At 53.6% G+C, this 13,546-nt stretch carries 15 protein-coding genes; 6 read left to right on the forward strand and 9 right to left on the reverse strand.

The genetic code is table 11. The features are described from left to right. Positions 1–221: 221 nt before the first annotated feature. On the reverse strand, positions 222–1,748 hold the full coding sequence (locus ACFPMF_RS23540; protein ID WP_379849718.1) for an aldehyde dehydrogenase (NADP(+)): 1,527 nt from the start codon (positions 1,746–1,748) through the stop codon (positions 222–224). A 4-nt stretch (positions 1,749–1,752) separates the two neighbouring features. Continuing rightward, on the reverse strand, positions 1,753–2,592 hold the full coding sequence (locus tag ACFPMF_RS23545; RefSeq protein WP_379849720.1) for a fumarylacetoacetate hydrolase family protein: 840 nt from the start codon (positions 2,590–2,592) through the stop codon (positions 1,753–1,755). Positions 2,593–2,793: 201 nt separating this feature from the next. Between ACFPMF_RS23545 and recO the strand changes: the two genes are divergently transcribed. After that, positions 2,794–3,486 carry a DNA repair protein RecO gene (gene recO / locus ACFPMF_RS23550; protein ID WP_379849722.1) on the forward strand — a complete coding sequence of 231 codons (693 nt, stop codon included), beginning with the start codon at positions 2,794–2,796 and terminating at the stop codon, positions 3,484–3,486. 47 nt (positions 3,487–3,533) lie between these two features. On the opposite strand, the gene lptB is transcribed toward recO, so the two are convergent. From lptB to mazG, 6 genes are all read right to left on the reverse strand, one after another. After that, the gene (gene lptB, locus ACFPMF_RS23555) at positions 3,534–4,265 is read right to left on the reverse strand and encodes an LPS export ABC transporter ATP-binding protein (protein ID WP_379849724.1); all 732 of its coding nucleotides are present in this window, start codon (positions 4,263–4,265) and stop codon (positions 3,534–3,536) included. A gap of 9 nt (positions 4,266–4,274) precedes the next feature. Next, on the reverse strand, positions 4,275–6,008 hold the full coding sequence (recJ, locus tag ACFPMF_RS23560; RefSeq protein WP_379849726.1) for a single-stranded-DNA-specific exonuclease RecJ: 1,734 nt from the start codon (positions 6,006–6,008) through the stop codon (positions 4,275–4,277). 76 nt (positions 6,009–6,084) lie between these two features. Then, positions 6,085–6,525: a DoxX family protein gene (locus tag ACFPMF_RS23565; protein WP_379849728.1), complete on the reverse strand. Its 441-nt coding sequence runs from the start codon at positions 6,523–6,525 to the stop codon at positions 6,085–6,087. Between the two features lie 111 nt (positions 6,526–6,636). Then, complete coding sequence (locus ACFPMF_RS23570; RefSeq protein WP_379849730.1) at positions 6,637–7,734, reverse strand: T9SS type A sorting domain-containing protein; 1,098 nt, start codon at positions 7,732–7,734, stop codon at positions 6,637–6,639. A gap of 40 nt (positions 7,735–7,774) precedes the next feature. After that, entirely contained in the window at positions 7,775–8,926 is a 1,152-nt protein-coding gene (locus tag ACFPMF_RS23575; protein WP_379849732.1) for a T9SS type A sorting domain-containing protein, read from the reverse strand. Between the two features lie 118 nt (positions 8,927–9,044). After that, on the reverse strand, positions 9,045–9,881 hold the full coding sequence (gene mazG / locus ACFPMF_RS23580; protein WP_379849734.1) for a nucleoside triphosphate pyrophosphohydrolase: 837 nt from the start codon (positions 9,879–9,881) through the stop codon (positions 9,045–9,047). 171 nt (positions 9,882–10,052) lie between these two features. Here mazG and ACFPMF_RS23585 point away from each other — a divergent pair, with 171 nt between their 5' ends. Genes ACFPMF_RS23585 through ACFPMF_RS23600 form a run of 4 tightly spaced genes read left to right on the forward strand, consistent with a single transcriptional unit; the run spans position 10,053 to position 12,107 of the window. Further along, positions 10,053–10,718 carry a DUF1361 domain-containing protein gene (locus ACFPMF_RS23585; protein ID WP_379849736.1) on the forward strand — a complete coding sequence of 222 codons (666 nt, stop codon included), beginning with the start codon at positions 10,053–10,055 and terminating at the stop codon, positions 10,716–10,718. After that, positions 10,702–11,094, forward strand: a complete 393-nt coding sequence (locus ACFPMF_RS23590; protein ID WP_379849738.1) for a diacylglycerol kinase family protein — start codon at positions 10,702–10,704, stop codon at positions 11,092–11,094. Before ACFPMF_RS23585 ends, ACFPMF_RS23590 begins: the two co-directional genes overlap by 17 nt. Before the next feature lie 60 nt (positions 11,095–11,154). Next, entirely contained in the window at positions 11,155–11,808 is a 654-nt protein-coding gene (locus ACFPMF_RS23595) for a hypothetical protein (protein WP_379849740.1), read from the forward strand. After that, complete coding sequence (locus ACFPMF_RS23600; RefSeq protein ID WP_379849742.1) at positions 11,808–12,107, forward strand: winged helix-turn-helix domain-containing protein; 300 nt, start codon at positions 11,808–11,810, stop codon at positions 12,105–12,107. Before ACFPMF_RS23595 ends, ACFPMF_RS23600 begins: the two co-directional genes overlap by 1 nt. Before the next feature lie 86 nt (positions 12,108–12,193). Here ACFPMF_RS23600 and ACFPMF_RS23605 read toward each other — a convergent pair whose 3' ends face one another. Then, positions 12,194–12,589 carry an Hsp20/alpha crystallin family protein gene (locus tag ACFPMF_RS23605; RefSeq protein WP_379849744.1) on the reverse strand — a complete coding sequence of 132 codons (396 nt, stop codon included), beginning with the start codon at positions 12,587–12,589 and terminating at the stop codon, positions 12,194–12,196. Between the two features lie 265 nt (positions 12,590–12,854). Here ACFPMF_RS23605 and ACFPMF_RS23610 point away from each other — a divergent pair, with 265 nt between their 5' ends. Continuing rightward, complete coding sequence (locus ACFPMF_RS23610; protein WP_379849746.1) at positions 12,855–13,544, forward strand: polysaccharide deacetylase family protein; 690 nt, start codon at positions 12,855–12,857, stop codon at positions 13,542–13,544. The last annotated feature ends 2 nt before the right edge of the window (positions 13,545–13,546 follow it).

Below are 13,546 nucleotides of genomic sequence, written 5' to 3' on the forward strand. Positions count from 1 at the left end.
AGGTGGTGTCATCGAACCGGAAAGCGGTGCCAGTCTGCCCTGACACCGCTTTATCGACTTCGCGCTGCGTTAGCTGCGGTATTCAACTTCTATCAAGTCATCCTACAAACTGCGGGATGACTCATGTAGATGAATGTTGCAAAAAGGAAATAACCTTCTGCGGAACAACGTTTCGTCGTTTAGCGAACCGTTGCCGATCCGTTCGATTGGGGGAGCGACCTTTATTTTTGCCACGTACCGTCTATCAACCGGTAGATTCCCAGTGGGTTATCGGTTTTCAGGGCGTCGGGGAGCAAGGCGTCCGGGAAGTTCTGGTAAGAAACCGGCCGGGCAAATCGCCGGATGGCGTTTGTGCCCACCGAGGTAGACCGCACATCGGTCGTCGCCGGAAACGGTCCGCCGTGGGTCATGGCGTGGCTCACTTCTACACCCGTCGGGAAACCGTTGATCAGCAACCGACCGACTTTCTGCTCCAGCACGTCCAGCAGATCGGCATAGTCCAGCAATTCGTCCGGAGTACCGAATACCGTGGCGGTCAGGTGGCCTTCCAGACCATTTGCCACCGCCAGCATTTCTTCTTTGGTATCGGCGGTCACCAGCAAGCTGCTTGGTCCAAACACTTCCTCCGTCAGCTCCGGGTTTTCCACCAGCACGTCGGCGGTGGTGGACAACAGCGTCGGGTGCGCGGTCGCAAAGCCTTCGACCACGGTTTCGGACTTGCTGGCTACCTGCACCCGCGCGTGCGAATTCAATTTTTCAATACCGCTGGTGTAAGCCTGGTGAATGCTCTTGGTCAGCATCGGTGTCGGCTGCGTCTGCGACATCGCCAGCCGGGCCTGACTGATGAACGCATCGCCCCCGTCCGACTGTTTGACAATGGCCAGACCGGGGTTCGTACAAAACTGTCCGACGCCCAGTGTTACCGAATCAATATAGGCTTTTGCCAGATCCAATCCTTTCTCTTTCAGGATATTGGGTAAGAAGAAAACCGGGTTGGTGCTGCCCATTTCGGCATAAACCGGAATTGGCTCTGGCCGCCGAACGGCGGCATCATAAATCGCTTTCCCGCCCCGGAACGAACCCGTAAAACCGATGGCTTTGATCAGGGGGCTTTCCACAATGGCCATTCCGACTTCCACCGTCGTGCCGTGGACCAGCTGAAAAACGCCTTCGGGTAAACCGCAGGCTTCCACCGCTTTGCGGATGGCTTTACCTACCAGGTCGGAAGTGCCGGGGTGCGCCGGGTGCGCCTTCACCACCACCGGACAACCCGCTGCCAGCGCCGATGCGGTATCCCCGCCCGCGACGGAAAATGCCAGCGGGAAATTGCTCGCGCCGAAAATACCGACAGGACCCAACGGAATCAGCATGTGCCGCAGATCCGGACGGGGGAGTGGTTGACGATCCGGCAGCGCGGTGTCGATGCGGGCATCTACCCATGAACCTTCGCGGAGGTATTGAGCAAACAGCCGCAACTGGCCGGTGGTTCGGCCGCGTTCGCCGGTCAGGCGCGCCAGGGGCAGGGCGGTTTCCTGGTTGGCGCGTTCGAGCAGCTCGGACCCAAGGGCCATGATTTCGTCGGCGATGCGCTCCAGCAACTGGGCTTTGGCCTCGCCGGAAAGTTTGCGGTAAGTATGAAACGCAGCGGCCGCCTGCCAGCAGGCATGGGCTACTTCTTCGGGGGTCGATTCTTCGAATACACCGGGCAATGCTTCGCCGGTAGCTGGGTTAATGCCTTGAAAACTCATTCTTTTACGCTTGGACGCTATTGATTAATGTACCAATTCCTGCAATCGAAATTCGCACCTCATCGCCCGCAGCCAGGGTAAACGTGTCGGGCGGAACAATGCCGGTGCCTGTCATCAGATAACAACCGTGCGGAAAAGTAGTTTCCCGATACAGGAAAGAAACCAGTTCCGGGTGCTGGCGTTTCATGCGATTGATGGCAATTTTTTCGTCAAAAGCCGTCTGGCCATCGCGCCGGATTTCGAGCTGGATTTCGGTATCCGACGAAATGGGTTCACCCGGCACGTACAAACACGGACCGATGGCAGCGGCACCATCGTACGTTTTGGCCTGGGGCAGATACAGGGGGTTTTCACCCTCTATGCTCCGCGAACTCATGTCGTTGCCGATCGTGTAACCGACAATTTTTCCGTTCGAGGTCGCAAATAGCGTCAATTCCGGTTCCGGTACGTTCCAGGTCGAGTCTTTCCGAATCCGGACGGCATCACCCGGTCCCACGGCGCGGGCGGCTGTCGATTTAAAAAACAATTCGGGACGTTCGGCATCGTACACCCGTTCGTAGAAATCGCCCCCTCCGGCGTCTTTCGACTCTTCCATCCGGGCGTTCCGGCTGCGCAGGTAGGTGACGCCCGACGCCCAGATTTCCTGTTGACTGATCGGCGGTAACAATTGGGTTTCAGTCCAGCTCCGGTATTCATCGGAAGCCGTGGTAGAAGGTATTTCCTGTTGCAAAAACTGGAATAAATCGTCCTGGTTGACCAGATAATCCCAATCGTCGCTCGGAGCACGGTGGAAGCGGTTTTGGTGTTCAACGACGATGCCCTGACGGGTACGGTATAGTTTCATAGGGATTGAGTTGAGGATTGCTGTAAAAACCGTAAAAATCAACATTTTTACGCAGGATTTTACCAGGCCATGCCTTGAAAATCGAGCAAAATGCATTAAATTTAGAAAGCAGGTAATCGCTGGACGAAAACCATACTGCCTTTCTATAGTACGTCTTTGGCCGGTTTTCATACTAGCCGATTTCGATTTTTTCCTGAAAAAATGCTTCATAAAACCCGGGGAGTCGTTCTGAGTTATTTTCGTTACCGCGAAACATCCGTCATTGTCCGCATCTACACCGAGGAGTTTGGTCTGCAAAGTTACCTCGTCAATGGCGTTCGTTCGGCCAAAAGCAAAACCAACCGGATTGCCTTTTTCCAGCCGCTGACGCTGCTCGACATGGTGGTGTATTATAAACCGGACAAAGACCTGCACCGGCTTTCGGAAGTCAAAATCAATTACCCGTTCCAGCACATTCCGTTCGATATTGCTAAATCGAGCATGGCCCTGTTTGTGAGCGAAATGCTGACCAAAACCCTGAAGGAGGAAGCTGGCAACCCCACGTTGTTTCATTTTCTTGAGGAAAGTGTGCGGTATCTGGAAGAAGCAGAGGCCGATTATGAGAATTTTCACCTGGCCTTTTTGCTGAAGCTGGCGTTTTTTCTGGGGTTTGGTCCGGCCAATGCCCGGGAGTTTGAAACGCAGTTACAGGAGCAACGCTATCCGTTTCTGCCCGACGAATCGGCCGAAAAAGCGCTGAATAGCTTCCTGCGCCAACGGCTGGGCGCGTCGGTCAAAATTTCCCGCCAGACCCGCGCCGAATTGCTGGATGCGCTGGTGGCGTTTTACCAGATTCACATCGATAGCCTGGGCGAAATCAAATCCCTGGCGGTTTTGCGGGAGGTGTTGAGTTAGGGAAAAAGAGGTTACACAGAGTTAATCAGGGTTAACCAGAGTAACGTTTATATTTTCCGCTTGAGTTCGAAATGCTGCCCCAGGTACACGCGCCGGACCTGCTCGTCGTTGGCGAGGTCTTCGGCGGTTCCCTGTTTCAGGATTTTGCCTTCGAACAGCAGATAAGCGCGGTCAGTGATCGAGAGGGTCTCGTTGACGTTATGGTCGGTAATCAGAATGCCAATGTTGCGGTGTTTGAGCTGAGCCACAATGCTTTGGATGTCCTCCACGGCAATCGGGTCCACCCCCGCAAACGGTTCGTCCAGCAGAATGAATTTGGGATCTACGGCCAGGCTCCGGGCAATTTCGGTGCGCCGGCGTTCTCCGCCCGACAAGACTTTTCCCTTGTTTTTCCGAACGTGTGTCAGGCTGAATTCTTCGAGCAATTGTTCGACTTTGGCTTTCTGCTCCTGCCGCGATAGGCTGGTCATTTCCAACACCGCCAGCACATTTTCTTCCACCGTCAAATCCCGGAAAACCGAGGCTTCCTGCGCCAGATACCCGACACCCAGCCGCGCCCGTTTGTACATGGGTAAACTGGTAATGTCTTGACTGTCAATGTAGACTTTGCCGCTATTAGGTTTAATCAGGCCGACCGCCATGTAGAAGGACGTGGTTTTTCCGGCGCCATTGGGGCCCAGTAAACCGACGATTTCACCCTGTTCAACCTGATAGGAAACATGGTCGTTGACCAGGCGGGAACCGTATTTTTTAACTAAATTTTCAGTGCGAAGAATCATGGAGGTTGTTTACTGCGGAGCGCCCACGGCGGCTTTGATGTCTTTCAAATATAACTGCAACGATTTATTTCCGTTATAATTATTCTCTTCAATCTGGTAACAAATGGAAAATGGCCGGTCGCGCCGGAGGAAAAGCGCGTGGTGGGCCATGTTGAATCCGATGGCTGTGAACCGCTGGTAGGAGTTGGCCTGCTGTACGGTCATTTTCAAATGCTTTTCCTTCATGATGTACGGTTCGCCGACCAGGTATACCTCGCTGGTCGAAAAAACGGGCGTCATGTTCTGCGGACCGAAGGGCGACATCTGTTTCAGGACGTTGTAGAATTTCTGGTCGATGGCGTCCAGATCGAGCGGCAGGTCGATTTCAATCATCGGGATGAGCTGTTCCTCCTGAATCCGCCGGGTCACGACTTCTTCAAATTTTTGCCGGAACGCCTTGATATTCTCCAGCTTCAGCGTCAAACCGGCGGCAAAGGTATGTCCGCCGAATTGCTCCAGCAGATCGGCGCATTCCTCGATGGCTTCGTAGACGTCAAAACCGGGTACCGACCGCGCCGACCCGGCCGCCCGGTTGTGCGACTCGGTCAGGATGATGGTGGGCCGGTGGTATTTTTCGATGCAGCGCGATGCCACGATGCCGATGACGCCTTTATGCCAGGTATTGTTGAATAAAACCGTGCTTTTGGCATTCAGCAGCCATTCATCGCCCTGAATCATCGCCAGCGCCTGTTCGGTAATGCTGGTGTCGTACTGCCGTCGGCTGTTGTTGTGTTCGTTGATTTCAAACGCAAACTCGGTCGCTTCCTCTTCGGTTTCGGCCAATAGCAACTGAACGGCGGCTTTGGCGTGTTTGATCCGGCCGGCGGCATTGATGCGCGGCCCCAGGCCAAACACCACATTGGTGACGTCCAGCGCCGATTGAAACCCGGCAATTTTGATGAGCGCCTGAACCCCAAACCGGGGCGTCGCATTCAGTTTTTTCAGGCCATAATAGGCCAGAACACGGTTTTCGCCGGTAATCGGAACAATGTCCGACGCAATGCTGATGACCAGTAAATCCAAGTAATCGTACAGTCGTTCCAGTGGAATCGACTTGAACAGACAGAAGGCGTGCAGTAACTTAAACCCCACCCCGCAGCCCGTCAGGTCTTTGCAGGGGTACTCACAGTCCGAGCGTTTCGGATCGAGTACGGCCGCAGCATTCGGAATGTCGGCCCCGGGGCGGTGGTGATCGCAGATGATGAAGTCGATGCCTTTTTCCCGGGCTTCTTCCACCCGCTCAACGGACTTGATCCCGCAGTCGAGGCTGACAATCAACGTAAATCCGTTTTCGGCGGCCCACTCGATTCCCTGGGATGAAATACCGTATCCCTCTTTGTACCGATCGGGAATGTAATAATCCAGATTGGGGTAGATGGTTTTCATGAATCCATAGAACAGCGCCACGGAAGTGGTTCCGTCCACGTCATAATCACCATAGACCAGGATTTTTTCGCTCCGCAGCAGGGCCATTTGCAACCGGAGCACCGCCTTTTCCATGTCTTTCATCAGAAAAGGATCGTGCAGGTGCGTCAGTTCCGGGCGGAAATAGGTACGGGCCTCTTCGAAGGTATGAACACCCCGCTGCACGAGCAGCGCAGCCATAAACGGATTTACTTTCAGATCACGGGTCAGATTTTCAACAGCCAGCAACTCCTCGGGCGACTCCGGAACCGGTCGGTATATCCATCGTTTTTCACTCATACTGCAAATTAAAAAAGAAAAGGTAGTACGAAAAAAGAAAACCTACAAGGCCCGTTTACCGGGTGGTTGCGTTGCTTCATGGCATGGGGGTGGGAGCGTTGTCACTTTTACCAAAATACAGCCGGTCCAGGCTCCATTTGACCGGGCCGGTGAAAAAGAAAAACAGCGCAATCAACGCAAAAAGAAACGGGTGCTGGTCCTGGTAATAAAACCGCCCTTCGCCCACCACAAAACAGATAAAAAGCATATCCAGGATCATGAGCAACGCTGCCAGGCGGGTGAACAAGCCCATTATAAAACAAATACCCGTGACGAGCTCTATCCCTTTTCCCAGGTATACCATCCATTCCGGTGCCGGCAGGGCTTTGATCACGTCCCAGGTCAGGTAGACTTCCATCGTGGGCCGGTCAAAAACCTCCCAGCCGTGGTACGCCATGAGCAAACCGACAATGATCCGGAGGCCGGCCAGCCCCTGTTGGTACCAGAGGGGCTCGGGGGAAAAGAATCGCGCTAGCATAGTATATTTCCTTTGCTGAAAGATACGCAAGGTTTTCGGAATATTGCCGGTTTCAGGCCCCGGATCAGAACCGAGCCTGATTGGCTTTCTATGCCGGTTTTTGCAGGAAGCTTACCGAACCAAGACCCGCAACGTTCGGTGCTGCGGGGTTTGGCCAACCTGGAGTATATACAAGCCCGCTTGCAGCGGTACCGCCGGACGGATCAGCCAGTCGGTCGGGGAGTGTTGCAGGAGTTGAAAAGGGACGAATTGCCCGGAAACGGTGTACAGCCATAGACTTGCCGGGTCGGCAGCGGTGCTGGAGGCTTTTAACCGGATCTCCCGATTGGAAGCAGGATTATAAATCATCCATTCATCGGCGGCCCGGCTTACGGGAATAAGCTTGGAGTGCCGCACGGAACCATCCAAATCCACCTGTCGAAGCCGGTAATAACTGGTTTCCGGGAGCGGTTCGCTATCCATAAAGGCATAGGATTGCCCGCTCGTTGCGTTTCCAGTGGCCGACAGCTGGCCAATATCGCCGAAAACGCGGGCATCGGCGCTGCGCTCAACGACAAAATGGCTCGCACCCCGTTCCCAGGCGGTTTCCCAGACCAGCCGATTGCCGCTACGGTCTGCCGTACCCCGGAAGGATACCAGTTCGACCGGGAGGGTGTTATTTTCATTCACCGTAAAATCATCGATTCGGAACGACGTTCCGCAGGCGGCTCCAGGCGGTGGTGTATACCGGAAGCGAAAGAGCAGGCTGGCCTGGTTCTCAGCGGCTGCCGGTAGATTGAAGATTGAAAGGCCCCATACCGTGGTTGCCGTACTCGAAACATCGGAAGAAATGGTGGTCCAGCTCGTCCCGCCATTGGTGCTGAATTCGAACTGCACGACCTGCGGACCGAACGAAGCGGTTCGCCGGCGGCCAAATCCGACCATGAGATTGGTGCGTCCGATGGTGCTGATGGCTGAGGACGTGACGCTATGTTCGGCATTGCCACCGCATTCCCCGAATGATAGATTAAAACCGCCCGATGCCATGATGGGGGTGGTATAACCGGAACTAGCCGAGGTGGTGTTTGAGGTAATAGCGGTCGTGTTGCTGGAGGTCCAGGTACCCAATCCGGAAGCAAAACTCTGGTAGTAGACGGTTTGCGCGCCAGCCGGTTTAAGCAACCCAAGGAAGAGGACGGCCAAGCTGAGTATTCGTAAAAAAGGATTCATAAAGGGTGCGTGGATTTTTGATGTGCTTCTGTATACTTAGCTATTTAACTAACAATCGGGTGGCGCGAATACCCGACGCCGAGAGGAAATAGAGGCCGGGTTTAACCGCAATCCGGGGCCGAAGCGTAAGGTGCCCGGCGGTTTCTTCTACGAGCTGAAAGTCGATTCTCCGCCCGTTCAGATCCGTCAATTGCAGGGAGCCAAGGTCGATTTCGTTGCCTTGCAGGCCGATCGACTGCCCATCGGACGGATTCGGATAAACCGTTAAGGTGGGTAAAGGATCAGCGTGCCGGGCGGCAATGATTTTGGAATAGTGTTTCGCCCCATCTTTGTCAATCTGCTGCAACCGGTAGTAATTGTTCGAGCGATGCGCCTGATCGTCAGCAAATGAATACGCTTGTCGGCGAGTGGATTCGCCCCGGGCTTTCACCCGGCCGATGGGCGTAAAATGCACCACATCAAAACTGTGCTCCACGACGAAAAAGTCGGCATTGCGTTCGGAGGTGGTTTCCCAAACCAGCTGAACAACGGTCCCAATAGGCTTGGCCCGGAAATAGGCCAGTTCAACCGGCAGAACGACACCGGCCCAGTCCAGATCACCGATGGTGAAGCCCTGGCCGTTCGGAAAGGGCCCCGCCAGTGGTCCATTCCCATACACAATGGTTACATTCTTTACCTGCGTGGGAAAGCGTACTTTATTGACATTCGATGCCGTTGTCGACGTGGCAAGAATTTCGTTGCCATTCACGCTATAGCCGGTTCCGGCCGGAATAACCGGCATGACGGCATTCCCCCCTTCATCCGTCGCCAGAATGGTTATTTTATCCTGATAATTATGATCCGTGATGGCAAAAGTCCGGTATTGAAGCGCATTTAACGAAAACTCCAGACCCGTAACGGGATCCCCGAACGTGAAACTGTAGCTTCGGGTTTCGCCGGAGTTATTGAACTTCCAGTTTGGCGTGGACAAGCCCGTACCGGCCCGTTCAGGGGAGGGAATGGAGGCCGTACCCGGTCCACTGATCGCAAGATCCACATTGACGGCTGGTGAACCAATGCTGGTATAGGAATGGAAGGCTGCGCCCGCCGGATAAAGCGGGGCCGTCGTGGCAAAATCCAGATCCTGCGCAAAGGCCGGTGAAGACGTGACGAATGCCAATAGACCGACAGAAAGCAGATAAGCGTGTTTCATCACCCAGAAAGGTTAGCTATCTCTCTGAGACGTAGGGCTTATCAAAAAGTAATGGTCTGGTTCAGAAATAAAATTATAGGGTTGATAAAGAGCCCTTATTGGGGAACCGACGAACGAGTTACGTAAACTGCTTGGCTGCCTGCCAGTAGACTTCCATCTCGTCCAGGGTCATATCCTTGAGTTGCTGGCCGTTGTTGCGGGCCTGTTCTTCGAGGTACTGAAAGCGTTTGATAAACTTCTTGTTGGTACGCTCCAGGGCCGTCTCGGGGTTGATATCGATGAAACGCGCGTAATTGACCAGCGAAAACAGCACATCGCCAAACTCTTTTTCGGCCCGGTTTGCGTCAATCACCTCGTCGGTTTCGGCGTTGAACTCGGCCTTGAATTCCTGCATTTCTTCCTCCACTTTCGCCCAGACCTGCTGTTTCTCCTCCCAGTCAAAACCGGCTCCGCGGGCTTTCTCCTGAATCCGCATGGCCTTCACCAGCGCCGGTAATGAGCCCGGCACGCCCGCCAGCACGGACTTATTGCCTTCTTTCAGCTTCAGTTGCTCCCAGTTCTGCTTCACTTTTTCCTCCGTATCCGCCACTACATCGCCGTAAATGTGCGGATGGCGGGAAATCAGCTTGTCGCAGACCCCGTTCAGGACATCGGCAATGTCGAAGGTGGCCCCCGACTGCGGTTCGGAAGCAATGCGGGCGTAGAAAACCAGGTGCAGCATCACATCGCCCAGTTCCTTGCGGATTTCGGGCAGGTCTTTCTCCAGAATCGCGTCGGAAAGTTCGTAGGTTTCTTCAATCGTCAGGTGACGAAGACTGTCCATCGTCTGCTTGCGGTCCCAGGGGCATTGTTCGCGCAGTTCATCCATAATGGTCAGCAAGCGGTCAAAGGCCAGCAATTGCTCCTGCCGCCGGGGCGACATCGTTTCCAGTTGTTGATTCAGGTTGGTCTCCATCCAGACTAATTTTTGACAAAGTTACACCTTCAAGGTTGACAAAGAGCCTTTCTTTTCAGTCTCACCAACGAAAAGCCAGTCAATAGGCTCCACTTCCTAAATATTTTCGGCCATTCGCTTGACCCGCATCGTTTCAGTATGCTACTTTGCAACTCAAAGTTCTTTTATTCTATGCTAAACAGGTTACTCGCAGTCTATCGTTCCGGCGAAGGCTTACGCATGCTGATTTTGTTGTCGGTGATGAGTATCGCTATGGTGGTGATGCGTTTGACGCCCTTTTTCTTCAAGATGCTGAGCTGGAATTTATTTCTGGCCTGGATTCCCCTCATGGTTGCTCTGTTTTTGCGCGAAGGGCTGGAAAACCGGCAGTTGCCGCGCTGGTCGCTCTGGCCGGGGCTGGCGTTCTGGCTCCTGTTTCTGCCTAATTCGCCCTATATCATTACGGACCTGTTTCACTTACGAAGCGTTTCCGAAGAAACCGTCTGGTTCGACACCATGATGATTTTCATGTGTGCGCTCACCGGTTTGCTGGCGGGGCTTTACTCGCAACTGCTGGTTCACCGCCTGCTGAAGCAGCGATTGACTCACCGGCAGACCTGGGTGGTGATGATCGGGTGCCTGGCACTGACCAGTTTCGGCGTTTACCTGGGCCGGTATATTCGGTTGAATAGCTGGGACTTATTCACGAATCCGCTGGCGTTGGCCGAAATTATTGGCCGAAGCCTGTTCAATCCGATTGCCTTAAAACTCACGCTTTCGTATACTTTTGCGCTGGTAACGCTTTACGTGGGCTTCACGCAGTATGTTCAACGCCGGACGCATGAGCCACTGGATTGATGTTCGGAAGAATTTACGGAGTTTTCGGTACGCCATCGAAGGCATTTTGGCCCTGTTTCGTTTTGAAAACAACGCTAAAATCCACTTTTTGGCGGCTGTTGCCGTCATTGCAGGAGGCCTCTGGCTGCGGCTGGATCGGACGGAGTGGGCGCTGGTGCTGACGCAGGTTGGCCTGGTGCTGGCCGCCGAAGCCTTCAATACCGCCATCGAAAAACTGGCCGATGTGGTTTCGCCCGAACGCCATCCGCAGATCAAAGCGGTCAAGGATTTGTCGGCCGGTGCCGTGTTGCTGGTGGTAATTCTGGCCGTTATCGTCGGTATTCTGATTTTTGGTACTAAATTGATTGATAAACTTGAAGGGGGCAGTGGGTTTTGATGCGTTGCGACCGAAACCTACACCATTCGAACTATTAACCCATTCAACTACACCTGTTCGATGTCCGAATCGCGTGAACATTTACAAACCCTGACAGAAATCCGGAGCTTGATGGAACGTTCATCGAAGTTTCTGTCGTTAAGTGGGCTATCTGGGGTCTCGGCGGGTATCGTGGCACTGGTGGGCGCCGGGGCGGCCTATATCCGGTTGCAGAAAAATAACCAGACCTGGCTCAGCTACGAACGCATCAGCCAATTGACAGGCCCGGAACGCAGGGAAATGGTCGATTTTCTGCTGGCCGATGGCGCTCTTGTACTGGCTGGCGCTTTGCTTCTGGGTATTTTCTTTACAATTCGCAAAGCCCACCGGCAGGGTTTAAGTGTCTGGAATACCATCTCGAAACGATTGTTGTGGGCATTGGCCGTACCGTTGGTGGCGGGCGGTATCTTCTGCCTGGCCCTGATCCGGTTCAACCTGATCTGGCTGGTGTTCCCATCCACCTTAATTTTTTACGGACTGGCGCTTTGCAGCGGCAGTAAATACACCGTCCGTGACGTGGAGTACCTCGGTTTATCGGAAATTCTGCTGGGCTTGATTGCGCTGTTCTGGACCGGTTTTTCCTTGTTGACGTGGGCCGTGGGATTCGGGGCATTGCACATTGTGTACGGCACCGTCATGTATTTAAAGTATGAACGAGATGAACCCAAGCGCTGATGCGAGAGTTCCTGATAGGATTTAATAAAGCATTTGAGAGTAAGGCCCGGCTGGGCATCATGTCGGTTCTGATTGTGAATGAATCCCTGAGTTTCAATTCGCTGAAAGAACTGCTGGAGATGACGGACGGGAATCTGGCGACGCACCTGCGGGCGCTGGAAGAGCAGGGCTATGTCTCTGTGAAAAAGCAATTTGTGGGTCGTAAGCCCAATACCACCTATGCGGCCACCTCCGTCGGCCGGCAGGCCTTCACCGACCATCTGACGGCGCTGGAAGATTTTATCCGTAATTCGGCCTGAAAACCGGGTTTCCAGGTAGCGCTGGCCCCAAAAGAAAAAGCGGTCAATGGAGAATTGACCGCTCTGGTATTCAGCGTGTATTCCTATCAAAATAAATTCTGAATCTCCACCCGGCGCTGGAAATGCTGGCCATCCTTGAACGGCAAATGGATCAGCACCTGTCCGTGTTCCTGGAGGGCTTCGATATGATCAGCATCCACAAAATCCGGGATATCGATCACCCGTAAAAACATCGGAACCGCCAGGCTTTGGGCGCCTTCGGTCACGTTTTTTTGTTGGAGTAATGTATATAAAACCAGCTTTTTGCCGTCAATTAACACATTGAACGCATCGGGCCCAACGCCCGGTGCCGACAATTTAATAATCAGCCGATCGTCTTCCTGTTCGGTTTCCATTCGGGTCATACTCGAACCACCATACAGGGTATTGAGCAAATCGAACTGCCCCCCCATGCCTTTCAGCGTATTTTCTATCGCTTTCATAGTCGTACTTGTTGGTTGTCTACTGTGTTAAATCAAATTGCGTACCTAACTGAATCCGACGGATTTTAACGCCAATATGACTGATCTTAGGCATCGGGTTAAAAATAAGCTGCCAATTGGTCAGCAATTTGTTATATAACGCAAATTATACTGAATTTTGATCCGGAATAACCGGTATTTATTTATGATGTGGCTCGGTGCCATCGTGGTTGCAGGCGTGTTGTTGTGGTATTTTTTCCGCACTTCAAAGGCTTTGCCTGTGTTAATGTTCCACAAAGTGGAGGCCGAACGCCAGGATTCGCTGACGGTTTCGGTGCCCCAACTGGAACAGCAGCTCCGCTGGCTCCGGGCAAATAACTACCAAACCGTTCGTCTCCAGCACCTTATCGAAGCCGTTGACCAGCAACAACACCTGCCGGCCCGCTCGGTTCTGATTACCTTCGACGATGCGTACGTCAACAACCTCACGCACGCACTGCCGCTGCTGCAACGCTTCGGCATGACCGCCGTGCTGTTTGTCCCGACGGCGTTTGTCGGGAAATGTAACGAATGGGACGGCTGTTCGGATGCATTGCTGTCGGCCGAACAACTCCGACAACTCGTGCCTACCTTCGAACTGGCGCTCCATTCGCATCAACACCTGAATTATAAACACCAGACGGCCGACGCTGTTCGGGCCGATCTCACCCGGAACCTGGCGGTTTTTGATGCCCTGAATCTGCCGTACGTCCGGGTGTTTGCGTACCCGTACGGCGGTCGGCCCAAAGACCCGGCCATTCGGCAAGCCATGCTGCAAACGATGCAACAGCTCGGTATCAGACTGGCTTTTCGGATCGGAAACCGCCTGAATCTGTTCCCAATCCGCAACCGGTTTGAGTTGCAACGGCTCGACATCCGGGGGACGGATTCGATAACCCGGTTTGCCCGAAAAGTGCGCTGGGGAAAACTACTTTGATC

The sequence above is a fragment of the Larkinella bovis genome (genome assembly GCF_042655385.1).
Lineage (GTDB): Bacteria > Bacteroidota > Bacteroidia > Cytophagales > Spirosomataceae > Larkinella > Larkinella bovis.